This is a genomic window from Streptomyces sp. NPDC091387, from assembly GCF_044756945.1.
Taxonomy (GTDB): domain Bacteria; phylum Actinomycetota; class Actinomycetes; order Streptomycetales; family Streptomycetaceae; genus Streptomyces.
In genome coordinates this window covers 14,110-39,905 of the sequence record NZ_JBIVTZ010000033.1, presented here as the reverse complement: position 1 = coordinate 39,905, position 25,796 = coordinate 14,110, and the positions used below count along the sequence as shown (strand labels likewise).

At 71.7% G+C, this 25,796-nt stretch carries 25 protein-coding genes; 14 read left to right on the top strand and 11 right to left on the bottom strand.

The annotated features are described in order from the left end of the window. Positions 1 to 33 precede the first annotated feature (33 nt). Together ACIQM0_RS38050 and ACIQM0_RS38045 are read right to left on the bottom strand one after the other, a co-directional pair. The gene (locus ACIQM0_RS38050) at positions 34 to 429 is read right to left on the bottom strand and encodes a VOC family protein (protein WP_401295537.1); all 396 of its coding nucleotides are present in this window, start codon (positions 427 to 429) and stop codon (positions 34 to 36) included. 28 nt (positions 430 to 457) lie between these two features. Then, positions 458 to 1,261: a nucleotidyltransferase domain-containing protein gene (locus tag ACIQM0_RS38045; protein WP_401295555.1), complete on the bottom strand. Its 804-nt coding sequence runs from the start codon at positions 1,259 to 1,261 to the stop codon at positions 458 to 460. 197 nt (positions 1,262 to 1,458) lie between these two features. Here ACIQM0_RS38045 and ACIQM0_RS38040 point away from each other — a divergent pair, with 197 nt between their 5' ends. Then, positions 1,459 to 2,889, top strand: a complete 1,431-nt coding sequence (locus ACIQM0_RS38040; protein ID WP_401295535.1) for a phytoene desaturase family protein — start codon at positions 1,459 to 1,461, stop codon at positions 2,887 to 2,889. Positions 2,890 to 2,949: 60 nt separating this feature from the next. Here ACIQM0_RS38040 and ACIQM0_RS38035 read toward each other — a convergent pair whose 3' ends face one another. After that, positions 2,950 to 3,258 (bottom strand): UBP-type zinc finger domain-containing protein, encoded by a 309-nt coding sequence (locus ACIQM0_RS38035; RefSeq protein WP_385039484.1) that lies wholly within the window; start codon positions 3,256 to 3,258, stop codon positions 2,950 to 2,952. 164 nt (positions 3,259 to 3,422) lie between these two features. Between ACIQM0_RS38035 and ACIQM0_RS38030 the strand changes: the two genes are divergently transcribed. Both ACIQM0_RS38030 and ACIQM0_RS38025 read left to right on the top strand, forming a co-directional pair. Beyond that, the gene (locus tag ACIQM0_RS38030) at positions 3,423 to 4,910 is read left to right on the top strand and encodes an AlkA N-terminal domain-containing protein (RefSeq protein WP_401295533.1); all 1,488 of its coding nucleotides are present in this window, start codon (positions 3,423 to 3,425) and stop codon (positions 4,908 to 4,910) included. Continuing rightward, positions 4,907 to 5,437 (top strand): methylated-DNA--[protein]-cysteine S-methyltransferase, encoded by a 531-nt coding sequence (locus ACIQM0_RS38025; RefSeq protein WP_401295531.1) that lies wholly within the window; start codon positions 4,907 to 4,909, stop codon positions 5,435 to 5,437. The genes ACIQM0_RS38030 and ACIQM0_RS38025 overlap by 4 nt, the downstream gene beginning before the upstream one ends. Positions 5,438 to 5,510: 73 nt before the next feature. Here ACIQM0_RS38025 and ACIQM0_RS38020 read toward each other — a convergent pair whose 3' ends face one another. Beyond that, on the bottom strand, positions 5,511 to 6,095 hold the full coding sequence (locus ACIQM0_RS38020) for a TMEM165/GDT1 family protein (RefSeq protein ID WP_363020762.1): 585 nt from the start codon (positions 6,093 to 6,095) through the stop codon (positions 5,511 to 5,513). Between the two features lie 340 nt (positions 6,096 to 6,435). Between ACIQM0_RS38020 and ACIQM0_RS38015 the strand changes: the two genes are divergently transcribed. Next, complete coding sequence (locus tag ACIQM0_RS38015) at positions 6,436 to 6,834, top strand: (2Fe-2S) ferredoxin domain-containing protein (RefSeq protein WP_401295529.1); 399 nt, start codon at positions 6,436 to 6,438, stop codon at positions 6,832 to 6,834. A gap of 19 nt (positions 6,835 to 6,853) precedes the next feature. Here ACIQM0_RS38015 and ACIQM0_RS38010 read toward each other — a convergent pair whose 3' ends face one another. Further along, a complete protein-coding gene (locus ACIQM0_RS38010; RefSeq protein ID WP_401295527.1) occupies positions 6,854 to 7,345 on the bottom strand; it encodes an NUDIX domain-containing protein in 492 nt (163 codons plus the stop codon). A gap of 141 nt (positions 7,346 to 7,486) precedes the next feature. On the opposite strand from ACIQM0_RS38010, the gene ACIQM0_RS38005 reads away from it, so the two are divergent. Further along, entirely contained in the window at positions 7,487 to 8,602 is a 1,116-nt protein-coding gene (locus ACIQM0_RS38005; RefSeq protein ID WP_401295525.1) for a glycerate kinase, read from the top strand. A gap of 83 nt (positions 8,603 to 8,685) precedes the next feature. On the opposite strand, the gene ACIQM0_RS38000 is transcribed toward ACIQM0_RS38005, so the two are convergent. Next, complete coding sequence (locus tag ACIQM0_RS38000) at positions 8,686 to 9,426, bottom strand: PucR family transcriptional regulator (RefSeq protein WP_401295523.1); 741 nt, start codon at positions 9,424 to 9,426, stop codon at positions 8,686 to 8,688. A 321-nt stretch (positions 9,427 to 9,747) separates the two neighbouring features. Here ACIQM0_RS38000 and ACIQM0_RS37995 point away from each other — a divergent pair, with 321 nt between their 5' ends. From ACIQM0_RS37995 to ACIQM0_RS37975, 5 genes are read left to right on the top strand one after another with little or no spacing between them, the layout of a single operon-like run. Further along, complete coding sequence (locus ACIQM0_RS37995; RefSeq protein ID WP_363020757.1) at positions 9,748 to 10,545, top strand: ABC transporter ATP-binding protein; 798 nt, start codon at positions 9,748 to 9,750, stop codon at positions 10,543 to 10,545. After that, positions 10,542 to 11,345, top strand: a complete 804-nt coding sequence (locus ACIQM0_RS37990; protein ID WP_363020756.1) for an ABC transporter ATP-binding protein — start codon at positions 10,542 to 10,544, stop codon at positions 11,343 to 11,345. Before ACIQM0_RS37995 ends, ACIQM0_RS37990 begins: the two co-directional genes overlap by 4 nt. Continuing rightward, positions 11,342 to 12,232, top strand: coding sequence for a branched-chain amino acid ABC transporter permease (locus tag ACIQM0_RS37985; protein WP_385039509.1), 891 nt, complete (start codon positions 11,342 to 11,344; stop codon positions 12,230 to 12,232). Before ACIQM0_RS37990 ends, ACIQM0_RS37985 begins: the two co-directional genes overlap by 4 nt. After that, a complete protein-coding gene (locus ACIQM0_RS37980) occupies positions 12,225 to 13,367 on the top strand; it encodes a branched-chain amino acid ABC transporter permease (protein WP_401295520.1) in 1,143 nt (380 codons plus the stop codon). Before ACIQM0_RS37985 ends, ACIQM0_RS37980 begins: the two co-directional genes overlap by 8 nt. Next, positions 13,364 to 14,617 carry an ABC transporter substrate-binding protein gene (locus ACIQM0_RS37975; protein ID WP_401295518.1) on the top strand — a complete coding sequence of 418 codons (1,254 nt, stop codon included), beginning with the start codon at positions 13,364 to 13,366 and terminating at the stop codon, positions 14,615 to 14,617. The genes ACIQM0_RS37980 and ACIQM0_RS37975 overlap by 4 nt, the downstream gene beginning before the upstream one ends. A gap of 71 nt (positions 14,618 to 14,688) precedes the next feature. Here the strand turns inward: ACIQM0_RS37975 and ACIQM0_RS37970 are convergent, their stop codons facing one another. Further along, the gene (locus ACIQM0_RS37970; RefSeq protein WP_401295516.1) at positions 14,689 to 17,052 is read right to left on the bottom strand and encodes a discoidin domain-containing protein; all 2,364 of its coding nucleotides are present in this window, start codon (positions 17,050 to 17,052) and stop codon (positions 14,689 to 14,691) included. Between the two features lie 435 nt (positions 17,053 to 17,487). On the opposite strand from ACIQM0_RS37970, the gene ACIQM0_RS37965 reads away from it, so the two are divergent. Genes ACIQM0_RS37965 through ACIQM0_RS37955 form a run of 3 tightly spaced genes read left to right on the top strand, consistent with a single transcriptional unit; the run spans position 17,488 to position 18,835 of the window. Next, positions 17,488 to 17,910, top strand: coding sequence for a hypothetical protein (locus ACIQM0_RS37965; protein ID WP_401295514.1), 423 nt, complete (start codon positions 17,488 to 17,490; stop codon positions 17,908 to 17,910). Beyond that, entirely contained in the window at positions 17,910 to 18,602 is a 693-nt protein-coding gene (locus tag ACIQM0_RS37960) for a DUF6338 family protein (RefSeq protein WP_401295512.1), read from the top strand. Before ACIQM0_RS37965 ends, ACIQM0_RS37960 begins: the two co-directional genes overlap by 1 nt. Continuing rightward, complete coding sequence (locus ACIQM0_RS37955; protein ID WP_401295510.1) at positions 18,599 to 18,835, top strand: hypothetical protein; 237 nt, start codon at positions 18,599 to 18,601, stop codon at positions 18,833 to 18,835. The genes ACIQM0_RS37960 and ACIQM0_RS37955 overlap by 4 nt, the downstream gene beginning before the upstream one ends. Positions 18,836 to 18,850: 15 nt before the next feature. Here the strand turns inward: ACIQM0_RS37955 and ACIQM0_RS37950 are convergent, their stop codons facing one another. Further along, positions 18,851 to 21,682, bottom strand: a complete 2,832-nt coding sequence (locus ACIQM0_RS37950; protein WP_401295508.1) for a CHAT domain-containing protein — start codon at positions 21,680 to 21,682, stop codon at positions 18,851 to 18,853. Between the two features lie 393 nt (positions 21,683 to 22,075). Between ACIQM0_RS37950 and ACIQM0_RS37945 the strand changes: the two genes are divergently transcribed. Next, entirely contained in the window at positions 22,076 to 22,846 is a 771-nt protein-coding gene (locus tag ACIQM0_RS37945; RefSeq protein ID WP_401295506.1) for a S1 family peptidase, read from the top strand. A gap of 73 nt (positions 22,847 to 22,919) precedes the next feature. Here the strand turns inward: ACIQM0_RS37945 and pssA are convergent, their stop codons facing one another. From pssA to ACIQM0_RS37930, 3 genes are all read right to left on the bottom strand, one after another. Beyond that, entirely contained in the window at positions 22,920 to 23,774 is an 855-nt protein-coding gene (pssA, locus tag ACIQM0_RS37940) for a CDP-diacylglycerol--serine O-phosphatidyltransferase (protein ID WP_385029026.1), read from the bottom strand. After that, positions 23,761 to 24,408 carry a phosphatidylserine decarboxylase gene (locus ACIQM0_RS37935; protein WP_024489890.1) on the bottom strand — a complete coding sequence of 216 codons (648 nt, stop codon included), beginning with the start codon at positions 24,406 to 24,408 and terminating at the stop codon, positions 23,761 to 23,763. The genes pssA and ACIQM0_RS37935 overlap by 14 nt, the downstream gene beginning before the upstream one ends. Positions 24,409 to 24,589: 181 nt before the next feature. Continuing rightward, positions 24,590 to 25,795 (bottom strand): acyl-CoA dehydrogenase family protein, encoded by a 1,206-nt coding sequence (locus ACIQM0_RS37930; protein WP_401295503.1) that lies wholly within the window; start codon positions 25,793 to 25,795, stop codon positions 24,590 to 24,592. Position 25,796 lies beyond the last annotated feature (1 nt).

Sequence of the window (25,796 nt, the reverse complement as noted above, 5' to 3'; positions counted from 1 at the left end):
CCACGGCCACCCAGCGGGAACTGGGCAGTACCCTCAGTTCCCGCTCGTGCCGTGCTTGACCAGGCAGAACGGGTGGCCTGCGGGGTCGGCGTAGATACGCCACGGCCGATCGGACCCGGCGCCGTCGTCGAGTACGGTCGCACCGGCCGCCACCACCTCGGACTCGGCCGCGTCCAGGTCGGGGACCCCGAAGTCCAGATGGAACTGCTGCGGGCGCTCCGGATCGGGCCACCGCGGCGGCCGGTGGTCCGCCACCCGCTGGAAGGCGAGCACCGGCCCGCCGGGGGTGTGCAGCGTCGCCCAGTTCTCGTCGAGCGCCCACCGGCGGTCCACCTGGTTCACGCGCCCGCCGACCAGCGAACGGTAGAACCCGGCGAGACGCGCGGGATCGGGACAGTCGAGCACCACACACTGCAGTTCGGCGATCATGGCGGAATCGTAAGGCCCGTCCGACGGCTCAGCCGCGGTCGGGGCCTTGGGCGGACGCGCCGCTCAGGACCGCCCGTACGTCGTCCACGACGTCCGCGGCCGTTTCCACCGCCGCGGCGTCCAGCCCCCGCAGCGCCTCGCCGGCCCGGTCCGCGAAGTCCGCGGGCGTGTCCGGCAGCGCGGCGGCGGCCGCCAGCGCGCCCTTCTCGTTGAGGCACCAGGTGCGGTGGTGGGCGTGCAGCGACTGGGCGAGGATGCCGAACGCCCGGGACAGGCAGAGCGAGACATGGAGCCGGTCGCCGGAAGGAGCCGACTTGCGGGCCGACGCCACCGAGAACTCCGCCTCCCAGGCCGCATCGGCGAGGGCCGTGCGCAGGTGCTCCGGATAGTCGTGCGTCTCGGCCTGAAGTGCCGTCAACTCACCTTGTGCGTCAGCGAGTACGTGCCCGAGGGCGACCTCGCCCGGATAGGCGGGGGACCAGAAACCGAGCGGGTGGCCCGGCTGGACACCCACCTCGTAGCGCCCCTGGCGGCAGTCGGACCAGACCGCCTCGACCCGGTCCAGGTCGCGCAGGATCCAGTCCACCGGTGTGCCGTCCACCCGGAGCCAGGCCCCGCCGTTGACCCACGGCCCCCAGCCGCCGGGCCCGGCCACCTCGACCGGCGAACCCTGCACCTCGCGGGCCAGCGCGGTCAGCGCGGCCAGGTCAGGGACGCCGCGGTAGTAGAGGCCCAGATCCCAGTCGGAGTCCGGGCGGTGGGTGCCCCGGGCCCGGCTGCCGCCCAGGACGACGGCCCGGATCCCGGGCACGGCGACGAGTCGTTCGGCCATGGCGGAGATCCACCCGTACGGTCCGGAATCCTCCGGGGCCGTCCCGGGGGCCGGGTACGGATCGGGGAGCGGTGTGGGGCGCGGCTGCCGCGCGGGGTTCGGAGTGCTCATCGAGCGGGAAGCCTACCCGCGCCCGTAGCGCCGGCGCCTGTGAATATCCTGGGACTCCGACCGCCGGCTGACAAAGGAGTCCGAAGGTGCCGTCGATGCTTGACGCAGTCGTCGTGGGGGCGGGCCCCAACGGGCTGACCGCCGCAGTCGAACTGGCCCGCCGCGGCTACGCCGTGGAGGTCTTCGAAGCCGGGCGGACCGTCGGCGGCGGAGCCCGTACCGAGGAGCTCACCCTCCCCGGCTTCCGCCACGACCCCTGCTCGGCGGTCCACCCGCTGGGCATCGGCTCGCCCGCCTTCGACGCGATGCCGCTCGCCCGGCACGGCCTGGAGTGGCTGCAGCCCCCGCTGGCCCTCGCCCACCCGTTCCCGGACGGGTCCGCCGCCGTGCTGGCCGGCTCGGTGGGGGAGAGCGCGATGTCGCTCGGGCCGCGTGACGCGGGCGCGTACCGCAGGCTCCTCGCCCCTTTCCTCGGCCATTGGGACAGCCTCGCCCAGGACTTCCTGCGCACCCCGTGGGACGGGCTGCCGCGCGACCCGTACCGCTGGGTGCGCTTCGGGCTGGACGCCATCCAGCCCGCCACGCTGCTGTCCCGCCGCTTCAGCGGCGAGAAGGCGCGCGGCCTCTTCGCCGGACTGGCCGCCCATGCCATAGCCCCCACCAGCGGTGTCGCGACCGGCGGAATCGCCCTGCTCTTCGCCCTGGCCGCGCACGAGAAGGGCTGGCCGGTGCCGCGCGGCGGCTCCCAGGCCATCTCCGACGCCCTCGCCTCGTACCTGCGCGAGCAGAGCGGTGTCATCCACACCGGTACCGAGGTCAAGCGCCTGGACGAACTCCCGCCGGCCCGCGCCTACATCTTCGACACCTCGCCGACCGCGCTGGCCCGGATCGCCGGACTGGGCAACGCGTACCGGGGCTACCGCTACGGCGCGTCCTGCTTCAAGATCGACTACGCCCTGTCGGGCCCCGTCCCCTGGACCGCAGAGGAGGCCCGCCGGGCGGGCACGGTGCACATCGGCCCCACGGCCGGCGAGATCGATTCCGCCCTGCGCGCCGCGGTCACCGGCCGCGACCCGAGCGTGCCGTTCCTGATCACCGCCCAGCCCAGCCTCGTCGACCCGTCCCGCGCCCCCGAGGGCAAGCAGGTGTTCTGGGTGTACGGACACGTCCCGGCAGGCTGGGAGGGCGACGCCACCGATGTCATCGAACGCCAACTGGAGCGCTTCGCCCCCGGCTTCCGCGACGTGGTGCTCGCCCGCGCGGTGACGGGACCGCCCCGGCTCGCCGCGCGCAACGCGAACTACGTGGACGGGGACATCGCCTGCGGCGCCTTCGCGGGGCTCCAGACGGTGATCCGCCCCAAGCTAGCCCGGGTGCCCTACGAGACGGCGCATCCGGCGGTCTTCATCTGCTCCTCGGCGACTCCGCCCGGACCCGGTGTGCACGGCATGTCCGGACACCACGCGGCGAAGGCGGTATGGCGCCGGCTGCGGGAGTCGGGGCCGTCCCGCGGCTGACCCGGCGGACGCTCAGGGGCGGAGCGGCTCCGCGTGGGCGCCGCACCGGACCGCTCGCCCTCAGGCGGTCCGCGCCGGTCCGGCTCCCTCGACGTCGAAGGTCACCTCGTCCTCGTAACACCACCACCAGGTCTCGCCCGGCTCGTAGGAGCGGATGAGCGGGTGCCCGGTGGAGGAGTGGTGCGCGGTGGCGTGCTTGTTGCGGGACGAGTCGCAGCATCCGACGTGTCCGCAGGTCGGGCACTCGCGCAGATGTACCCAGGTGTCGCCCGTCGCGACACATTCCGTGCAGGAGTCGGCACTGCCAGGGGCGACCTGCCGCACCTGGTCCAGGTGGGAGCAGATCGGTGTCGCCTGTGCGTCCGTCATCGTCGGGCCTCCTTCTCGTCGCTCACCGCAGCGGCCCCGTCCCATTCTCGTTCGAAGTGCGGAACGGGGCGAGAGGAGGCGTGGACCGCAGGGGTGCGGGCAGCTCAGGGCTGATGTCGGATTCTCGCCAGCCGTGGCCAGGACGGGTGCCCCATGCTTGAACCATGCACACCGACACCGAGCGCTGCGTGCGAGCTGTCCAGTCCAAGGACTCCCGCTTCGACGGCTGGTTCTTCACCGCGGTCCTGACCACCGGGATCTACTGCCGGCCGAGCTGCCCCGTCGTGCCGCCCAAGGTCGAGAACATGACCTTCTACCCCAGCTCCGCCGCCTGCCAGCAGGCCGGATTCCGGGCCTGCAAGCGGTGCCGGCCCGACACCAGCCCGGGATCGCCCGAGTGGAACGCCCGCGCCGACTCCGTCGCCCGTGCGATGCGGCTCATCCGGGACGGGGTCGTCGACCGGGAAGGGGTACCCGGCCTCGCCACCCGGCTCGGGTACTCCGCCCGGCAGATCGAGCGGCAGCTCCTCGCGGAGCTGGGCGCGGGGCCGCTGGCGCTGGCCAGGGCACAGCGGGCGCAGACCGCGCGGGTGCTCATCGAGACCACGGGGCTGCCCATGGCCGAGGTGGCGTTCGCGGCCGGGTTCGCCTCGATCCGCACCTTCAACGACACCGTCCGTGAAGTCTTCGCACTCGCCCCGGGCGAGCTGCGCGGCCGGGCGGCCCGGTCGGTGAAACCCCCGTCCACGCCGGGCGTGATAGCGCTGCGGCTGCCGTACCGCGCACCGCTCAATCCCAGCAACCTCTTCGGACACCTCGCCGCGACGGCCGTCCCCGGCGTGGAGGAGTGGCGCGACGGCGCCTACCGCCGCACCCTCGACCTCCCGCACGGGCACGGCATCGTCGCCCTCGCCCCGCACCCCGACCACATCGCCTGCCGGCTCTCGCTCACCGACCCGCGCGATCTCACCCTGGCCATCAGCCGCTGCCGCTGGCTGCTGGACCTCGACGCGGACCCGGTCGCGGTCGACGAACAGCTGCGCGCCGATCCGCTGCTCGCCCCGCTGGTCGACAAGGCGCCGGGGCGCCGGGTGCCGAGAACGGTCGACGGTGCGGAGTTCGCCGTCCGGGCCGTGCTCGGCCAGCAGGTGTCGACCGCCGCGGCCCGGACCCACGCGGCCCGGCTGGTGACCGCCCACGGCACGCCCGTCGACGACCAGGAGGGCGGTCTCACCCACCTCTTCCCGGCGTCCGGGGCGCTGGCCGGCCTCGATCCCGAGCAGCTGGCCCTGCCGCGCAGCCGCCGCCGGACGCTCACCACACTCGTCGGGGCGCTGGCGGACGGTTCGCTGCGGCTCGGCACCGACACCGACTGGGAGAAGGCGCGCGCCGAACTGTCCGCGCTGCCCGGCTTCGGGCCGTGGACGGTCGAGGTCATCGCCATGCGGGCACTCGGCGATCCGGACGCCTTCCTGCCGACGGATCTCGGCATCCGGCGGGCCGCGGGAGAACTCGGCCTCCCCTCGACACCGGCCGCACTCACCACCCGGGCGGCGGCCTGGCGGCCCTGGCGGGCGTACGCCGTCCAGTATCTGTGGACCGTCGACGACCACCCCATCAACCACCTTCCCGCACAAAGAAGTTCCTCGTGACCGCAGCACGCACCACCACCGCCGTCGCGTCCCGGCGGCACACCGTGACCGACAGCCCGTACGGCCCGCTGACCCTCGTCGCCACCGACGGGGTCCTCGCCGGGCTCTACATGACCGCTCAGCGGCACCGTCCGCCCGAGGAGACCTTCGGCGAGCCCGATCCCGGCCCCTTCGGCGAGGCGATCCGGCAGCTGGACGCCTACTTCGCCGGTGAACTGAGGGAGTTCGACCTCCCGTTGGCCCTGGACGGAACCCCGTTCCAGCGCACCGTCTGGGCGGAGCTCCAGCGGATTCCGTACGGTGAGACGCGTTCGTACGGCGAACTGGCCGAGATCCTCGGCAAGCCCGGGGCCTCGCGTGCCGTCGGGCTGGCCAACGGCAAGAATCCGGTCGGCGTCATCGTGCCCTGCCACCGGGTGATCGGAGCGTCGGGGAGTCTCACCGGATACGGCGGCGGACTCGACCGCAAGCAGCGGCTGCTGGCCTTCGAGAACGGTACGCGGGACACGGTCCAGGCGCTCTTCTAGAGCATGCGACGGCGGGCCCGCCCACGATCGGTGGACGGGCCCGCACCGGAGCCCCGGGCCGGGGCTCCTCGCGTCAGCCGGTGAAGATCTCGATGACCGTCCAGATCGCCAGGCCGAGCATGCACAGGCCGCCGATCCGCTGGACCGTCTTGAGGGGGACGCGCTTGGCGATGAAGCGCCCGGCGAGCAGCGCCAGCGCCGATACGGACATCAGGGCCGCCGCGGACCCGATCGCGGTGGACCAGGCGCCGTTGCTCGCGGCCAGGTTGGCCGTGGTGATCTGGGTGAGGTCGCCCCATTCGCTGATGAACACCGCCATGAACGCGGTCGAGTACACCGGCCAGAAGCCGGTCACGGTCTTCGGGGCGTCCTCGTCATCGTCGTCGCCCCCGCCGGCGCGCAGCAGCATGAACGCCCCGAACGCGAAGAGGGACGCCGAGACGAGCTTGACGATCCAGTCGGGCAGCAGTCCGAGGAGGCCGCCCGCTCCGACCGCGATGGCGACATGGACGATGAACGCGGACGACGTACCGAACCAGACGTAGAGCGGGCGCATGCGCGTGCCCATGGCCAGCGACGCGAACATCGTCTTGTCGGGGAGCTCCGCGAGGAAGATCAGCCCGAAAGCGGTGAGGATCGCCAGGGGGTCGAGATGCATTCCGGGTGGCTTTCTGTAAGAGCCGGGCCCCGGGGCCTTCCGCGAAGTGCCACTCGGGCTTTTTCGGAGGACCACTCGGCCCGGCATGACGGCGGCACCCGCGGGACGCGGATGTGTCATACCTGACCGAAGGTCTCGCCCGCCCGTGACGTTGCACGAACCCGGCCACCGGGAACCCGGGGGTTCCAGTGTGTCGACGACCGGTTTGCAGGGCTACTCCCCTTCGCAGCCATCAACATTACCGCACCCGGCAGCGGGGGAGTTCACCTGTTCGAGCCGACAGCGGGCCCCGGTACAGTCCCACGGTGATCATCCACGTCCCGATCCGGAGTCTGCCCGCATGAGCCGCCGCGACCGCAGGGCCCCCACCCCGTCCCGGCCCACCGTCAGCGTCTGCCGCGGCTGCTGCTGCGGCACCCCGAAGATCGAGGGCGTGGACCACGCGGGGCTGCTCGCCGCGGTGCGCGGCTCGCTCGACGGGATCGCGAGGGTGCGGGTCGTGGACTGTCTGGACGCCTGCGACCAGGCCGACGTCGTGGTCGTCCAGCCGTCCGCCGACGGCCGCCGCGCCGGTGGCCGGCCGGTCTGGCTCGGCCTGGTGAACGACACCGAGGCGGTCGCCGACATCGCCGGCTGGGTGGCGGCGGGCGGCCCGGGACTCGTGGACCCGCCGGGAATCCTGGACCTGTACGAGTTCCGTCCCTCCCGCCGGGTGCGGCAGGAGCTGGCTGAGGACTGAGGGGTCCCGTTCGGATCGGTCAGGTGACCGGCAGCCCGTCCTCCAGCTCCGCCGTGCCCGCGCCCGAGTCCAGGACGTCCAGCGCCGCCTTCACCCGCAGCCCGAGCCCGACGGGCAGATGGCTGCCGAGCTCCGCCCGGCCGACCAGCTTCCACGACAGCAGCTCTTCCTCCTGGATGCGCACCGCGTTCAGCTGCTGCTCGTCGAGCACGCCGCCGTCGTAGACGTAGGCGACGATCGGTGGCCGCGTGGTGCCGCGCGCCCAGTCGACCGCGAGCAGCCGGCCCGGCTCCAGGTCGAGACCGATCTCCTCGGCCGACTCGCGCCGGGCCGCCTGCCGGGGTGTCTCGCCCTCGGCCGACTCGATCGTGCCACCGGGCAGGGTCCAGCCGTCCCGGTAGTTCGGCTCGACGAGCAACAGCCGTCCCTCCGCGTCGCGGAAGATGCAGGCCGCGCCCGCGAGCACCTTGGGGAGTCCGTCGATATACGTGGCGTAGTCATCGGTGGTCACGCGAGCAGCCTAGAGCCTGCCGGGCGCCGCGGGTCCAGGGCACGGACACCCATGGGCAGGGAGCGGGTGGTCCGGATAGGGTCGGGGCGGCGCGACTGCCTGTTCGAAAGCAAGGGAATCAAGGTGACGGACGGAGCAGTGATGGAGACCGCACGCGTGCTCGTCGCGGCGGACAAGTTCAAGGGCTCGCTCACGGCCGTACAGGTCGCGGAGCGCGTCACGGCCGGGCTGCGGCGCATCGCCCCCGAGGTGCGGGTCGAGACCCTGCCCGTCGCGGACGGCGGCGACGGCACGGTGGCGGCGGCGGTGGCCGCCGGGTTCGAGCGCCGTGAGGCGCGGGTGACCGGGCCGCTCGGGGAGCCGGTGACGGCGGCGTACGCCCTGCGCGACACCACAGCGGTGGTGGAGATGGCCGAGGCCTCGGGCCTCCAGCACCTGCCGGAGGGCGTGTTCGCGCCGCTCACCGCGACCACGTACGGCTCGGGCGAACTGCTGCTCGCCGCGCTCGAAGCGGGCGCCCGGACCCTGGTGTTCGGGGTCGGCGGCAGTGCGACCACGGACGGCGGAGCGGGCATGCTGGCCGCGCTCGGCGCACGCTTCCTGGACGCGGACGGCAAGCCCGTGGGCCCCGGCGGCGGCGGGCTCGCCGACCTCGCCACGGCCGATCTGTCCGGGCTCGACCCGAGGCTCGCCGGGATCGACCTGATCCTCGCGAGCGATGTCGACAACCCGCTGACCGGGCCGAAGGGCGCGCCGGAGGTGTACGGGCGTCAGAAGGGCGCGACCGAGGAGGACATCGCGGTCCTCGACGCGGCGCTCGCCCACTACGCCTCGGTGCTGGGGCCGGACCACGCGGAACTGCCCGGGGCCGGGGCGGCGGGCGGCATCGGGTACGGGGCGCTGGTCGCGCTCGGTGCGCGGTTCCGGCCGGGGATCGACGTGATGCTCGACGTGCTCGGCTTCGCTCCCGCGCTGGCCCGCGCCACGCTGGTGATCACCGGTGAGGGCTCGCTCGACGAGCAGACCCTGCACGGCAAGGCCCCGGCGGGCGTCGCCGCGGCGGCCCGTGCGGCGGGCATCGAGGTCGTCGCGGTCTGCGGCCGCCTCGCACTGGCGCCCGAGGCGCTCGGCCGGGCCGGGATCCGCCGCGCGTACGCGCTCACCGAGCTGGAGCCGGACCCGGCGGTGTGCATGGCCGAGGCGGGGCCGCTGCTGGAGCGGGCGGCGGAGTCCATCGCGAGGGACTTCCTGCGCTGACCTCCCGCGCCTCAGCCGCCGGCGGGGTCCGACATACCTGTCAGCCTCGCCGGCGACTGAGGCCCGGGGTGCGCGGCAGCGGATCACGACCCCGCCGCCGCTCGACCCGGAAGCAACCGCACCGCGTCCAGCGCGAGCACCACCTCCACCAGCTCCCGCGGCCGCGACAACGACCGTGACGTGAGCCCCTCCAGCCGCCGCAGCCGGTTCAGCACGGTGTTCCGGTGGCAGCCCAGCCGGTCCGCGGCCCGCGCCGCCGACCCTCCGCACTCCAGCCACGCGTCCAGCGTCGACACCAGCAGGTCCCGGTCCGCCGGGCCACGGGCCAGCAGGCGCCCGAAGACCTCCGCTGCCAGGTAGGCCGACACCGCGGTCCGGCCGGCCACCAGGGCCGCGGGGACCCTGCCGTCCAGGCAGACGACGTCCTGCCCGCCGGGGCCGCACGTCAGCAGCGCCGCGTCGGCCAGCCGGCGCGCCGTGCCCAGGCCCGCCAGGCCCGCCACGGCCGGGCTGACGCCGCCGGGGCCCGGACACCGGTCCGCCAGAAACGCGGCGACCGCGGCCGGATCCGCCCCGCCGAGCGTGACCACCGCGATCTCCCGGTCCGGCCGGGCCCGCCAGAGGAACCGGAGCGGGTGCGCGCCCGCCGTCAGGTGCGCGGGGCCGGGACGCTCCCGAGCCGGCGGCAGCACGGCCACCGCGTACCGGCCCGCCTCCGGCAGCCCCAGCACCGCGGCGGCCAGCGAGGTGAGGCCCGGCCCGGTCTCGCCGTCCAGCAGCGCGTCGAGCAGCGCCCACCCCCGCTCCTCCCCGCGTTGCCTCATGTCCGCTCCGTCCTCCGCACCCCGCCGCGGACCGCTTCCCCGCCCGGTCGCCGGGCCGCCGACGTGAGGATGCCAGCGGCCCGGACGACAGGCGACAGCGGGCGGCCCGCCTCTGTGCGCGTGCACAACCACCGGTCTCCCGCACTGGTCATCCGCAGCGTCTGCGCCGGGTTCCGTGGACGGGCGGCCCGCCCGCTGCTGGTCTGTGGCCCCACGGCGCACGTGGTGACACGGCCGGAGACAGCGGCCGGGCCACAGTGCCGGCCGGGCCGGCGAACCGCGCCGGACCGGTTCGACGACAAGGCGGAAGGAGGAGGACGCATGGCAACGCTGGAGATCCGCGGACTGTCCGTGGGCTACGGCCCCGTACGCTCCCTGCGCGACGTCTCCCTCGATGTGCCGGCGGGCGCGATCACCGCCGTACTCGGCGGCAACGGGGCCGGCAAGACCACGCTGCTGCGGGCCGTCTCGCGGACCCTCGGCTTCCACCGCGGTACGGGCACGGGCACCGTCCGCTTCGACGGGCACCGGCTGGACGGGCTGCGCCCCGCCCAGGTGGTGGCAGCCGGAGTGGTCCAGGTCCCCGAGGGACGACAGGTGTTCGCCCGGATGACGGTGGCCGACAACCTGCGGGCGGGCGCCCTCGGGGCCCGCGGCGGCCGCAAGGCGTCGGCCGCCGCCCTGACCCGCGTACACGAACTGTTCCCGGTCCTGGGCCGGCGCGCCCACCAGCGCGCCGGGCTGCTCTCCGGCGGCGAGCAGCAGATGCTGGCCATGGGGCGCGCCCTGATGGCCCGGCCCCGGCTGCTGCTGCTCGACGAACCGTCCCTCGGCCTCGCCCCGCTGATGGCGGCACGGATCGCCGAGACGGTACGGGAGATCAACGCGGCGGGCACCTCCGTCCTGCTCGTCGAGCAGAACGCGGCCATCGCCCTGCGGCTCGCCTCGACGGCGTACGTGCTGGAGGTCGGTGAGGTCACCCTGGAGGGACCGGCCGACGAACTCGCCGCGTCCGACGAGGTGCGCCGGCGCTATCTGGGCGTCGTCGACGAGACGGCCGCCGCGGACGCGGACCGGGCGGCCGGTTCCGCACGCACCCTGAGCAGGTGGTCCGCATGAGGACCGCCGGACAGGCCGCCCCGCTCACGACCGCCCCCGCCGCACTCGCCGTCCGCGACATCACCGTCCGCTTCGCCGGACTCACCGCCCTGGACGGCGTCTCCTTCACCGTGGAGCCCGGCAGCGTCCACGCCGTCATCGGCCCCAACGGGGCCGGGAAGTCCACCTGCTTCAACGTGCTCTCCGGGGTGTACCGGGCCGCCGCCGGAAGCGTCCGCCTCGGAACGGCGGAACTCACCGGACTCGCCCCGCACAGGATCGCCGCCCTCGGCGTCGCCCGGACCTTCCAGAACCTCGCACTGCCCCCGCACGCCACCGTCGCGGACAGCCTGCTGCTCGGCCGGCACCGGCTCACCCGCGCCGGGTTCCTCGCGAGCGGACTGCGCCTCCCGGCCGCCGCCCGCGAGGCCCGGCGCCACCTCGAACGGGTCCGCGAGATCGCCGGGTTCATCGGACTGGAGAAGGAGTTGGAACGGCCCGCCGGGGCGCTCCCGTACGGGCAGCAGAAGCTCGTCGAGCTCGGCCGCGCCCTGTGCATGGAGCCACGGGTCCTGCTCCTGGACGAGCCCGTAGCCGGAATGACCGCCGACGAACGGCGGCGCACCGCGGCAGTCGTGGCCGGGGTCCGCGACAGCCTCGGCATCTCGATCGTCCTCGTCGAACACGACATGGGCGTGGTGATGCGGCTCGCGGACGCCGTGACAGTACTCGACTTCGGACGCAGGATCGCGGACGGCACCCCCGCCGAGGTCCAGAACGATCCGGCCGTCGTCCAGGCCTACTTGGGGGCACCGGAATGACCACCTTCATCGAACTCCTCCTCGGCGGACTCTCCATCGGCTCGGTCTACGCGCTGATCGCGCTCGGCTTCGTCGTCATCTTCAAGGCCACCGAGGTCGTCAACTTCGCCCACGCCTCGCTGCTGCTCGCGGGCGGCTACGTCACCGCCGTGCTCCACGACGACATCGGCTTCTGGCCCGCGCTCGCCGTCGGCGTCGCGGGCGCGGCCGTCGTCGGAGCGGCCGTCGAGTTCCTGGTGATGCGCCGCTACCGGGGCAGCGACCACAGCGTCCTGGCCATCGTCACCATCGGCGTCGACATCCTCCTCACCACCGAACTCACCCGCCGCATGGGCACGGAGGTGCTCTCGCTCGGAGACCCCTGGGGCGACCGGGTCATCACCGTCGGCGATGTCACCCTCGCCCAGACCAGGGTCGCGGCCTTCGTCGCCGCCGCCCTGCTCATCACCGTGTTCCTGCTCGCCTTCCGCTTCACCTCCTGGGGGGTGTCGATGCGGGCCGCCGCCGAGAACCCGCAGACCGCGGCCCTGATGGGGATCAAGCTCGGCCGGGTCTCGCTCGCCGCCTGGGCGGTCGCCGGAGCACTCGCCGCCGTCGCCGCCCTCTTCCTCACGGTGTTCCCCACCCCCGGCCTGGAACGGGCCACCTCACTGGCCGCCCTCAAGGCCTTCCCCGCCGCGATCCTCGGCGGACTCGACTCCACGACCGGGGCCCTGGCGGGCGGGCTGATCGTCGGCGTCACCGAATCCCTCGCCACCGGCTACCAGAGCGACCTGTCCTTCCTGGGCCGCGGCATCGGAGATCTCGCCCCCTACCTGGTGATGGTGATCGTGCTGCTCCTAAGGCCCGCCGGACTCTTCGGTACGAAGGAGCTCGCCCGTGTCTGAGACCACGACCACCCCGGGCCCGGCGGGGACCGCGACCCGTGCACCGGGCACCGGCCTCGGCGCGCGGCTGCGCCGGCCCCGGACCTGGCTCTGGGCCCTCGGCTCGGTGCTCCTGCTCGCGTTCCCGTTCTACCTCGACCGCTTCTGGCTGCAGGCCGGGCTCTTCGCGATGGCCGCCGCGATCGGTGCCATCGGACTCAACCTGCTCACCGGCGCCACCGGCCAGCTCTCCATGGGACACGCCTTCTTCCTCGCGGTGGGCGCGTACGGCTACTGCGTCCTGGCCGGGGAGAGCAGTACGGACAACGGGCACCGGCTCACCGGACTCGGCCTGCCCAGCTGGCTCGCCGCCGTGCTCGCCGTCCTCCTGGCCGGGGTCGCGGGCGGGCTGTTCAGCCCCATCGCCGGCCGGCTGCGCGGCGCCTATCTCGGCATCGCCACCCTGGCGCTGATCTTCATCGGCCAGCACGTGCTGTTCAACGCGGGCTCCCTCACCGGCGGTTTCAACGGCCGTGCCGTCCCGCCCCTCTCGCTGTTCGGCCTCGACTTCGACGACACCGAGGTCGTGGTGGCCGCGGTGCCCTTCCAGTCCGCGGAGAAGCTCTGGTACGCGGCGCTGCTCGCCCTGCTCCTCAGCGGGCTCTTCGCCCGCGGTGTGCTGCGCGGCAGGCCGGGACGGGCACTGAACGCCATCCGCGACCACCGCATCGCGGCCGGCGTGATGGGAGTGCCGGTGGCCCGCTACCGGGCCGGTGTCTTCGTCCTGTCCTCGATGTACGCCGGACTCGCGGGCGTACTGCTCGCGCTGGTCTTCCAGCGGACCGTGCCCGAGTACTTCGGCATGGTCCTGTCCCTCGAATACCTCGCCATGATCGTCATCGGCGGGCTCGGCACCGTGGCGGGGGCGGTCGTGGGGGCCGCCTTCGTCTCGCTGCTGCCGCAGGTGCTCACCCACTACAGCGATTCCCTGCCCCTGGTCTCCGCCCCCGGTACGGGCGGACTGGCACCGGGCGAGGCCTCGCGCTACCTGTACGGCGCCGCGGTCGTCGCGGCTGTCCTGTTCCTGCCCGGCGGCCTGACACGGCTCCTGCCCGGCGGCCCGACCCGTTCGAAGAACTCAGGGGAGAAGAAATGAAACTGCGTGTGCTCGGGGCCGTGTGCGCGGCCCTCGCCCTCACCCTCGTGGGCTGCAGCGAGAAGGCGAACACCTCCGACGGGGGCGGCGCCCAGGACAAGGGCGGGGTGAAGACCGGCGAGGGCGTCACCGACTCGGTGATCTCCCTCGGCGCCCTCACCGACATGACCGGGGTCTACGCCTCCCTCGGCAAGAGCGTCACCCAGGCCCAGCAGCTGTGGGTCAAGCAGACCAACGCGGCGGGCGGCATCTGCGACCGGAAGATCGCGCTGACCGTCCGCGACCACGGCTACGACCCCCAGAAGGCCATCGCCGGCTACACGGAGCTGGAACCGAAGGTGCTGGGCTTCGTCCAGTTCATCGGCTCGCCGTTCGTCGCGGCGGTCGAGCAGCGGATCGACGGCAAGGACAAGGGACTCGTCCTGCCGCAGGCCTGGTCGGCGAACCTGCTCGGCAGCAAGTACATCCGCGTCATCGGTGCCACCTACGACGTCGAGACCATCAACGCGATCGACTACCTGCTCGCCGGGAAGCGCATCGCCAAGGGTGACAGCATTGGACATGTCTACTTCGAGGGCGACTACGGCGAGAACGCCCTGGCCGGTTCGGAGTACGCGGCGAAGGAGGCGGGGCTCACCGTCGTCCAGCAGAAGATCAAGCCCACCGACAACGACATGACCGCCCAGGTCGCGGCGCTCAAGCAGGCGGGGGTCAAGGCCGTCGTGGTCAGCGCGGGCCCGCGCCAGGCGGCCTCCCTGGTCGGCGTCGCCGCCGCCACCGGCTTCAAGGTCCCCGTCGTCGGCAACAACTCCGCCTTCGCGCCCCAGTTGCTGAAGACGCAGGCGGGCCCGGCCCTGCTCAAGGACTACTACGTCGCCGCCTCCACTCTGCCGATCGGCGACCCGGGCGCGGGCCCGGCCAAGCTGTCCAAGGAGTACGGCGCCGAGTACCCGAAGGACGGCCTCGACAACGGCGTCATCGCGGGATACACGGCGGCGACGCTGTACGGCGAGGCCATCAAGAAGGCCTGCGCCGCGAAGGACCTCACCCGTGCGGGCATCGACAAGGCGCTGCTGACCATCACGGACTTCGGGAGCGACTTCGGGATGTCGCACGACTTCTCCGACCCGGCGGCGCCCTCCACCCGGGAGAGCGTGATCATGAAGCCGGACGCCAAGGCCCCCGGCGGCCTGAAGGTGGTCAGTCCCGCAAAGGCGGCAGCGGCCGCGAAGTCCTACCCGCTGAAGTAGCGGAAGCGCCGGGGACCGGCCGCCGGACGGACACGCTCAGCGCGTCCGTCCGGCGACCGGTCGCGTCGGGGTCAGCTGGTGTACGCCTCCAGTTCGGAGAGCTGCGCCGCCGGCCACTCGGTGTTGCCGGTGAACGTCAGCCGCAGATAGCGGGCGGACGTGCCGGGCAGAGTGACGGTCGCCTTGTTGCCGCTCGACGGATCGAAGGTGTAACCCGCCGATGCCTTCAGTGAGTTGAACGTGTTGTTGTCGGTGCTGCCCGACACGCTCAGGGTCTGCGTGCGGGTGGACCAGGCGGCTGCCGGCGGCAGCTTCAGGACCACTCGCTTGACGGCCTTGGCCGCGCCGAGATCGACGGTGATCGTCTGCGGGAAGGCGTGGTTGGCGCTCTCCCAGTAGGTGTTCGCGTTTCCGTCCACCGCGTTGGACGCGCCGTACACGTCCGCGTGGCTCGACTCGGCCACCGGACGACCCTGGGCGAGGTTGCCCGTGTCGGCCGGCGGGTCGGTGGGGGGATTGGTCGGCGGGTCCGTGGGCGGGTCGGTCGGACCACTGCCGCCCTGCGGCACACCGCCGTTGGTCCACACCGGGGCCGGCCAGTTGCCGGTGCAGGCGGGCGGGTCGGAGTACCAGCCGGAGTTGCCGGCGCCCCGGGTGATCTGGAAGCCGCTGCCGACGCAGTTGTGGATCGGGTTGGACTGCGCGATGTGGGTGGCCACGACGTTGGTGAAGGTGGCCGTGCCCGGCGACTGGATCTGGAGCGCGTAGGTACCGGCGCCGTCGATCTTGATGTTGTTGAAGTGCAGCCCGTTCGTCGCGCCCTCGATGAGATGGATCGCGGCGTAGGAGCTGTCGAGTATCTCCGTGTCGGTGATGTTGATGGTGGCGTTGATCGGCTCGTTGAGCCCGCTGAACCAGATCGCGCCGACGCCGAACTGCCAGTTGTAGTCGTTGTTCCCGGTGCGGATCAGGGTGTTGCGGGCCGCCGTGGTGGTGCCCGAGACCGCGGTGCCCTGACCGGAGTTGACCCCGGGATAGCGGTTGGCGATGTGCAGCCCGCCGCCGTTGCTGATGGTGTCCGACATGACGTTGTCGGAGATCGTGATGTCCTTGCCGCCGTACGTCACGATGTTGTTGGCGAGGATCGGCAGGACCACGGTGTTGAACGTGAACTTGTTCTTCACGTTCGGGACGTTCTCCGCCCACATCGCCAGACCGTCGTCACCGGAGTTGCGGACGAAGGTGTTGGTGACGGTGGAGTTGGTGACGCCGTAGTGGAAGTTCACGCCGTCGGCGGTCTGGTCCAGGATGCGGCTGTTCTTGATGGTGAGGTTGTCCATCGGACCGTCCATCCAGGCACCGCACTTGGTGTGCTGCATCCAGATGTTGTCGACGGTGGAGTTCGACAGCGCACCGCCGATGGCGTTGACCTGGTCGTCGTCCACCCGCTCCTGGATGTCGCCGATGATGGCGAAGTCCTTGAGCGTGACGTTGCTGCTCCCGCCGTCCTTGGCGTACTTGCCGTAGACGCCGACGGCCTTGCTCCGGTTGGAGGGATCGCGTCCGGTCAGGACGGAGTACCAGGGGCCCGCACCGCGCAGCGTCACCTTGTCCACGACGATGTGGTCGCGGACCTGGAAGGTGCCCTGCGGGATGTAGACCTCCTTGCCCTGCGCCTTGCCCGCGTCCACGGCCGCCTGGATCCTGGCGGTCGAGTCCGCGGCCCCGGTCGGGTCGGCGCCGAAGTCGGAGACGACGTCAAGTGCGCCCGAGGGCTTGGCGATCGGCGCGGCCACCTGCTCGAAGTCCGCCAGGTCGATGGTGAACGACGGTGAAGCGGAGGTGGAGGAGACCTGCAGCCGGACCTTCGTACCGGCCGCGAGGGTCGACCCGAACATGGTCCGGGCCTCGTCGTAGAAGTGGTGCGGGTTGGTGTCGCCCGGGTTGTTGTTGAAGGGGTAACCGCCGTAGTACCAGCCGTACTTCGAGGTGACCGGAACCGCCTTCGGCGATCCGCCGTTCACCAGCACGTTGATCGAGGCGTCCCGGCCCGATCCGGCGGCGCTGTCCGGCAGCGAGTACCGGAAGGACATCGCGTTGGCCGGTGCGGTGAGCGTGAACTCCACGTACTCGCCGACGCCGTCCAGCGTCACGGCCTGCCGGCCGGAGGCCTCGGAGGGCAGCGTGCCGTACAGCCGGTTCGGGCCGATCAGCGTGCCGTTGGTGGCCGCGTACTCGGCTTCCTGCTCCTTGAACGGAACGGTCGCACCGCGACCGGGAACCGCCACGGGGGAGGGGGCGGGTACCCCCGCCGCCTGGGCGGCCGGGGCGCTGGACAGGACCACGGCGGCGGCGGTGCCGAACGCGGCGAGTGCCAGCGAGAGAGAGGCGGATATGGAGCGTCTGAGCAACGTGCGTCTGGGAGGTGGAGTCACTTGTCAGTCGTCCTTGCGGCTCGTGGGGGCTCTTCGGACGCCCCACAGGCTAGGAGCAGTACCGCAAGCACGTCCATGCTGCTGCGCAAAATTCTGCTTGAGATACTCAAATTCATGACTCAAACCTGTGAAGAACGCGTGATGCAGGGCGTGTGATCGGGGTAGCCGAGGCGTGTCGTGCGGCCAGGCAGAGCAGCAGTGGCCTCTGATGGTGTGCAAAAGCTTTGCATTCATACGTAAAAAACAACCGCGGCTGGGAGGGTGGGGCAGCCCGTCCTCCGCGGTGGGCCGGGCGCGCCCTCCGATGGCCCGGCGGCCGGAAACCTTGGGGAATCACAATCACCCGAACGAGGGATCTCGATGTTCCCCGGACCTGACTAGCCTTTCCGGCAGGACGCTGATGGTGGGCGCACAGCGGGGCGGGGGAGTCGGTTCATGCACGTACCGGAGTCGGTGGTCTACGCGCTGGTGCTGGGTCTCGTGATCCTGTCGCCCCTCGTCGGGTTCGGCCGGGCCAAGTGGCTGACCGTGGCGTGCCTGCTGAACATCGGTGAGTACCGGGTGCTCGTGGCGAGTGATCCCTTCGCGATGGCGGTCGCCGTCACCGCGTTGCTCGGAGCCCTCCTGCTGCTCGCGGAGATGACCGTTCCGAGGCGGGTGTCGGGGACCCTGTGGATGGTCGGCGGGGTGCTGGTCGCGGTGGCCGTCTCCCGGCAGTCGGACGTCGCCTGGGGGATCGTGCACGCGAGGCCCTGGGTGGCGATCTCGACGGCGGTGGCCGCTGCCGTGCTGGCGGTCCGGGCGCGGCGGGCCAGGCTGATCGCGCACGATCCGTCCGAGGGCCTGCGGGGCATGTGATGGGACAGTCCCCGTCCACCCTGCTCCAGATCGCCCTGCTGGTGCTGTTCGTCCTGCCGGGAGTCACCTACCAGTTCCTGCGGGAGCGCTGGCGTGGCCCGGTCCCCGGCGAACGGGACCTGGGAGAGCGGGTGTTGCGGGCCGTGGCGGCATCCGTGGTGCTCGACACCCTGTATCTGATCGCGGCAGGGCCCCAGTTGGTCCGCTTCGCCCGGCACGCGGGCCCGGCGGGCCGGGAGTCCGTCGCGCAGCAGCCCCGGTCGGCCGGGCTGCTGGGGCTGGTGCTGTTCATCGTCGTGCCGGCCGCGGCCGCCGGTGGTGTCACCTGGTGGCAGCGGCGGCGGCGGCCCGCGCGCTACCGCTCGACGCCCACCGCCTGGGACCATCTGTTCCTCCGGTCCGGGCCCTGCTTCGTCCGGATGCGGCTGCGGGACGGCGCCTGGGTGGGCGGCTGGTACGGGAGCCGGTCCTACGCCACCTCGTATCCGCAGGCCCCCGAGATCTACCTCGAGTCGGCGTGGCTGATGAAGCCGGACGGCAGCTTCGTCCGGCCCGTCCGGGGCAGCGCCGGGATCCACATCAGGGCGGCGGACACCGATGTGCTGGAACTCCTCTCCCCGCCCGCCGCCGCGCCGCCCGACATCCCCCCGGCGGCCGTTCCGGCCGCCCGGACCACCGAGGAGCCAGGATGACCGCCCCCAGGGCCGAAGAGCCGGAACTGACCGAATTCGAGAAGAAGTTGCGCATGAAGGGCGGCGGGGAGTTCCGGGGACACACGCCAGTCCTCAGGATGCCCGAACCGACCCGTGGCCCCGCCGACCCGGCGGGGGTCTCCTGCCCGCCGCGAGAGGCCGACGCGACCACGCGGCCGCCCGCGCTCTCCGAACCGCCCGAGCTGCCGGGCAGCACGGCCGGCGGGGCCTGAGCCCCCGGCCCCCGTTCAGCACCCGACGTGCAGATAACTCGCCCAGAACTGAGGCCTGTGGGGGCAGAGTTCACGGACCGCCAGGGTGGCGCGACGCACCGCGGCCGCCGCGTCGACCGGCACCTCTGACCGGACCGCCTCGGCCAGCTCCGCATAGACCTTCTCGGCGAACACGGAGCTGACCTCGTCCTCCACCCGCCACAGCGTCGCGATGACCTGGCGATAGCCCGCCAGCTGGAAGGCGGAGGCCAGGTGGATGGCCTCGTCGGCATGGCGGGGCGCGGTGCGGGCGGTGTCGCACGAGGACAGATAGGCCAGTTCGGGGCTGCCCAGGTCCAGCCCCGACACGTCCTCGACGGTCAGCAGATGCCGCTGATGGTCGTGCAGGAGCAGCCCGCTGCGTGAGGGGACGTCGGGATCGGTTGCCGTGTGGCACGCGAAGTGTGCCCAGGTGTGGTGCGGGAGTGCGCTCAGGACCCGCTCCCGGGTCGCGTCCGCACCGGTGAGGCGGACGGTCCCCGGGAAGAGGCCCTGCACCATCCGCGCCTCCGCCTCTGCCCCGGAGAGCGGGCCCTCTCCCGGTGTGCTGGACATGGTGACCGCGAGGGGCGGCCGCGGCCGGGCGGGGACGGCGCGGGCGGCTCGGGCGGTGGCCAGGGACCGTACCGTGGGCGTGTAGGAGGAGATCACCCGGTCGAGCAGGGACCGCGTACCGCCGCGGTGGCCCGCCGCGTGGACGGGCAGCAGCGCGAGCGATCCGGTCGGCACCCACCACACCCGTGGCAGCCCTGGTCCGCGATGTGCGCCGTGCAGGTCCTTGAGGGCGTTCAGTACGGGTTCGGCCAGGGTGTCCCACAGCCAGCCGAGCACCTCGTGCACCGTCGCGGCCCGCTCCGCCTCCCCGCCGTCCCGGGCGTCCAGGGCGGCGTCCAGCGCGCGCCGCTGGTGCTCGGCCTCGCCCGGGGTGACACGCAGCGGGACGGAACGGATGCCGTCGGGGGCGATGATGACCGCGTCGGAGCGGTACCGGCTCACGTTGAGATAGACGACGGCACCCTCGGCGGCCCCGGCGAGCAGGCGTTGCGGGGAGGGCGGCCCCGCGAAGTCCGCGAGCCCGTCGAGCGAGCGGATCTCACGCAGCAGCACGTCCCAGCGCTCGCCCTCCTCGCGGCGCCGGGAACGGGAGTCCGCGGCACCGGCCGCCGGCCGTTCGGCGCGTCCCTCGGCGAGAGCCACCCGCAGCTCCTCGAACTCCCGCGCCAGCGAGGGCTTGCGGGCACGCAGTTCACCGATGTCGGCCCGCAGGTCCAGCTCCCGCGAGAGCAGCACACCGCGTCCCAGCTCCAGCATCGCCACCGCCCGCTCGGGAGCGCCTTCGGAGAGGGCGCAGGCGGCGGCGTCCGCCGCGATGCCGGTGTACCGGCCGAGCCGGTCCTCCTGGTCCGCCCGGCGCAGTTCGCGGCCGGCCAGCCGGGGCAGGAGCGCGATGACGGTCTCGAACGCCGTCACCGCCTCCTGATACCGGGCGGCGGAGGCGGCGATATCGCTCCAGAGCAGTCCGGCCCGCATCCGCGTCGGCACATCGGCCCTCGGGTGGGTCGCAGCGGCCCGCGCCGCGTCGAGGGCCAGGTCCAGCTTTCCGGGGCGGGCGGGACCGCCGCCGGTCGTGCGGGACGTGTCGTACTGGCCGCGATCACGAAGTGCCAGTGCCGCGACGACCTGGTAGACCGCCCTTTCCGGGGCATCGGCCGGCGCGGTGCTCAGGGCGCGCTCACTCAGGCTGATCGCCTCGTCCAGATCCTCCGTGGGCGGCTTCCGGTCGGCGCCCGCCCGCAGCCCGTGCCGGGTACGCAGCGCCAGGCCGAGATTGCTCAGGCACGTCGCGAACAGCGCCTCTCCCGGCGCGAGCGGCTCCAGCGCCTCCCGTCCCAGCTTCACGGCCCTGTCGATGTCCGCGAGGTCCCCGGTCCGCTTCCCCCTCTGCACCAGGAGGTAGCAGAGGGTGGCCCGGTCCGCCGCGCGCCGGTAGCCGCGTGCGTCGGACCACTCCACCGCGGCCGACACCTGGGCGACGGCCTGTTCCAGGACGGCCATGTCGTCGGTGCGCAGGAACTCGCTGTGCAGTGCGGCGCCGAGCTGGCCGCACGTACCGGGGAAGTGAGGGCTGCGGGACGGGACGAGCCGTACGGCCTCGCGCCCGGCGGCGACGGCCCGCGCCAGATCGTCCGCCGCGCCGAGGTGGTCGTAGCGCAGCCGTAACGCGGTACTGAGCTGGCAGAGCATACGGCCGCGGGCCTGGCCTGCGCCCCCGGCCCGGTCGGCCCGCTCACCGGCCTCGACGGCCTCGTCGAGATCCTGGAGCCGCCCGAGCCGCTCGTAGCGCATCCGTACGGCCCGGATGAGGGAGCAGACATGGACGAGGTGGGAGCCGTGACCCACGCTCCGGCGGGTGGCGGTACGAAAGTCGTCCACGGCCCGGTCCAGCACTGCCAGATCGTCCGACACGGCGTAGCTCCGCAGCCGCTCCTCGGCGGAGGCCGCGTGCTCGTTCGCCGAGAGCGGGTCGTTCTCCGGGTTGGCGCGCTGCTCCGGCGTGGTCGGCTGGAGGCGGGCGAAGCCCGCGAAGCCGGCCACCATCGCCGAGACGTACGTTGACGGCCCGTACCAGGCGGGGGTGGAGCCGGGGAAGAACCAGACCCCCTTCTCCACCATCTGCGACACGACGAACCCGAAGATGCCCCAGGGAGTCCGTCCGCCCATGACACCGATGAACCGGTCACCGGCGCAGAAGAAGAACAGCATCGTCAATGTGCCGAGCACGCCGATCGCCAGTGGCCAGTCCGACATCCGCTGAATCCCCCTCCTCCGGTCCCGCCGCCTCACGGGCGGTGCCTCCGCGCCGGCACCGTACCGCCTGGCCCGGCGGGAAAGTGGAGAAGTTTCCGTATGAGGGACGTGCCGTGGCATGTATGAGCGAGGTGCTCCCGCGCCACAGGAATTTGCAGGCCGAGCGCCCGGAACGGCAGAAGCTCACGACCGTGGAGACGGTGCAGGTGATTGAACGGAGAACATCTGCGAGGGCCTTGGACAGGTGCCCTTGGGTAAACAGCGCCCGCTCAAGACATGTCCGCTCGATATCTCCTGCCCCTTCGGGTCATTCGAGCCCTTCGGAACCTTCCGGCCCGGCGGGGTATCCGACCACCAGTACGGCCCGTTCCCTGACCAGAGGAGCTGTTCCGAATGGCGCGTCGCGTTCGTGTATTGCTGTTGACCCTCTTACTGGTGGTGACGGGTTCGGTGATGTCGTCCGCCCCTGCCTCGGCCGTTATCGGGGGATCGAGGAGCACATACGCCCCGTGGGCCGTGCGCATGCTCATCGACGGAACTCCGGCGTGCACCGGGACGGCGATCAGCCGCCGGTGGATCATCACTGCCTCGCACTGTTTCTTCGAGCAGGGGAATCCGGTCGCCGACAAGCGGATCTCGTTCCGGGTCGGCAGCCTCGACATGCGGAAGGGCGCCACGGTTCACCCGGTGCCCCGCGGCCGGGTGGGAAGCGCGAAGGCCGACATGATGCTCGTCGAGGTCCCGCCGATGAAAGTGCGCACGGCTCGGCTGGCCACAGCCCGTGTCCGCCCCGGCCGGACCGTCCGGCAGTACGGGTGGGGCGCCACCTGCACCGGGGACGAGAACAGCTGTCAGTCCCCGGTGCTCAAGCAGTCGGTCCTGCGGGTCCTGCGGCCGGACGCCCGCCGGTGCGAGGGCTACACCGTGCCGGGCGGCTCGGACTTCTGCATGGCGAAGGTGTCCGGGATTCCCGCCGGCGGTGACTCAGGGGGCCCGGTGATGAGCATCGCCCCGCACGGCGCCGAAGTCCTCCTCGGCGTCTTCGACGGCTCCGACCGGGAGAAGACCGCAGGGGCCGGCGAGATCTCCCGGCAACTCGCCTGGATCCACTCGGTCATCCAGGGACAGCCCAGGCGGCAGATGCACCGGGTGCCCGCTCGTTAGGTGTCCGGAGCATGCGAGAGGGCCCGGATGCTGGGGAGCATCCGGGCCCTCTCGCCATGACGTGCGTGAGCCGTTACGGCAGCTGCGCCGCCCGTGCCTCGCGCCGGTTGTCGCGGAAGGTGTTCACCCGGCGGGCGGTCGCGAAGAGCGGGATGACCGCTCCCAGGACCACCTGGAGCGCACAGCCGGTCTGGAGCAGCAGCTGACCGCCGGGGGCGTCGAACGCCCACGCGGCCAGCAGCCCCATCGCGGCCACGATCCAGCCGAGCATCGCCACCGCGAGGACACCTCGCGGCTTGGGGTACTCGACCCGGCTGACCATCAGCCACGCCACTCCGACGATCGCGAGCAGCGTCGGCACGAAGGGCAGCTCCAGGAGCACGATCGAGATGACCGTGAGCGCTCCGAAGGGGCTCGGCATGCCCTGGAACATGCCGTCCTTCAAGGTCACACAGGAGAATCTCGCAAGCCTGAGCACCACCGCCAGCAGCACGACGATCGCGGCGAGGGCCGAGACCCGCTGGTGTGCGTCGTCCGCGACCATGCCGTAGACGAGGACGAAGTACGCCGGGGCGAGCCCGAAGCTGACGAGGTCCGAGAGGTTGTCCAGCTCGGCACCCATCGGCGAGGAGCGCAGCTTGCGGGCCACGAGTCCGTCGAACAGGTCGAAGATCGCGGCCATCAGCATCAGGATGACGGCGGTGGCCGCGGAGTGCCGCGCCATGCCGCTCTCGTCGCTGCCCGTGAGGTGCGGGATGAGGATGCCCGTGGTGGTGAAGTACACCGCCATGAAACCGCACGTGGCGTTACCGAGAGTGAGGGTGTCCGCTATCGACAGCCGCATCGAGAGCGGCATGTCCTCGGTGTCGTCCTCGGCATCCGCCTCGGGCACCCAGCCCGCCTGTGTCTCGGGATCAATCACGGTCAATGCGAGTCACCCCCGCGGTGGTGGCCTGGCCGACCTCGACCGCGACATCGATACCTTCCGGAAGGTAGATGTCGACGCGGGAGCCGAACCGGATCAGGCCGATCCGCTCGCCCTGGTCCACCTTCGTGCCCTGCGGGACGTACGGGACGATGCGGCGGGCAACGGCACCCGCGATCTGCACCATCTCGATGTCGCCGAGTTCGGTGTCGAAGTGCCAGACAACGCGCTCGTTGTTCTCGCTCTCCTTGTTGAACGCCGGAACGAAGCCACCGGGGATGTGCTCGACCGATGTCACCGTGCCGGCCAGTGGCGCGCGGTTGACGTGGACGTTCAGCGGGCTCATGAAGATCGCGACGCGGGTGCGCCCGTCCTTCCACGGCATGATGCTCTGCACCACGCCGTCGGCCGGTGAGATGACGCGCCCCTGGGTGATCTCGCGCTCGGGGTCGCGGAAGAACCACAGCATGCCCGCCGCGAGCGCGGTGGTGGGCACGGCCACCGCCGCCCAGCGCCCGGACCTGCGGGCCCGGGACAGGCTGAGTGCGGCGGTGGCGACGGTCGGGAGGAGCCACGGCGAAGCTCCGCGTGCAAGGCGGACCCCGCCGCGTGGTGCAGAGGTATGGCTGTCGGGCATGGATGACCTTCGTAGCGGATGATGCCGCGCTGGCAACGGGGGACGGCGGCTTTTCCGGCGATGTTATCGGTTGCGGACCGCAACTGGGCAAGCCAGCAGCCGAGTCGGACGTCTGGAAGGCACCAGGTGAGGATGACAGGGTGTGATCTTCTTCGCGGTAAAATCACCGCGAATGGGGCAATCAACCCTGGAACCGGTACTCCTCGAGGAGTCGGCGCCCGATGATCATTTTCTGGATCTCGGCGGTACCTTCACCGATCAGCAGCATCGGGGCCTCCCGGTAGAGGCGCTCGATCTCGTACTCCTTGGAGAAGCCGTAACCGCCGTGGATCCGGAAGGCGTCCTCGACGACTTCCTTGCAGTACTCGGAGGCGAGGTACTTCGCCATCCCTGCCTCCAGGTCGTTTCGTTCCCCGGAGTCCTTTTTGCGTGCTGCATTTACCATCATCGCATGAGCGGCCTCTACCTTGGTGGCCATTTCGGCCAGCTTGAACTGGATCGCCTGGTGCTGGGCGATCGGTTTTCCGAAGGTATGGCGCTGCTGTGCGTAGGAAACGCCCAGCTCGAATGCACGCTGTGCGACGCCGCAGCCACGGGCAGCGACATTTACCCGGCCCACCTCCACTCCGTCCATCATTTGGTAAAACCCTCGGCCGGTGGTGCCGCCCAGTACACGATTGGCCGGAATGTGTAGGCCGTCCATGATGAGTTCGGTCGTGTCGACGCCCTTGTAACCCATTTTGTCGATCTTCCCGGGGATGGTGAGGCCGGGCCGGACCTCGCCGAATCCGGGCTCCTTCTCCACCAGGAACGTGGTCATCGACTTGTGCGGCGGCGTGCCCTCGGGGTGGCCTTCGTCACTCCGGCACAGGACGGCGACGAGATTGGACGTGCCGCCGTTCGTCAGCCACATCTTCTGGCCGTTCAGGACGTACTCGTCGCCCTCCCTGACGCCCTTGGAGGTGATGGCCGCGACGTCGGAGCCCAGGGCCGGCTCGGACATCGAGAACGCGCCGCGCACCTCGCCCAGTGCCATCCGGGGCAGGAAGGTGTCCTTCTGCTCCTGCGTGCCGTGCTGCTTGAGCATGTACGCCACGATGAAGTGCGTGTTGATGATCCCGGACACGCTCATCCAGCCGCGGGCGATCTCCTCCACGCACAGGGCGTAGGTGAGCAGAGACTCACCCAGCCCGCCGTATTCCTCGGGAATCATCAGCCCGAAGAGTCCGAGTTGCTTGAGGCCCTCGACGATTTCGGTCGGGTACTCGTCGCGGTGCTCCAGCTGGGTCGCGACCGGAATGATCTCCTTGTCGACGAAATCCCGGACCGTGGAGAGGATTTCCCGCTGGACATCGTTGAGGCCGGCGGTCTGGGCGAGTCGGGCCATG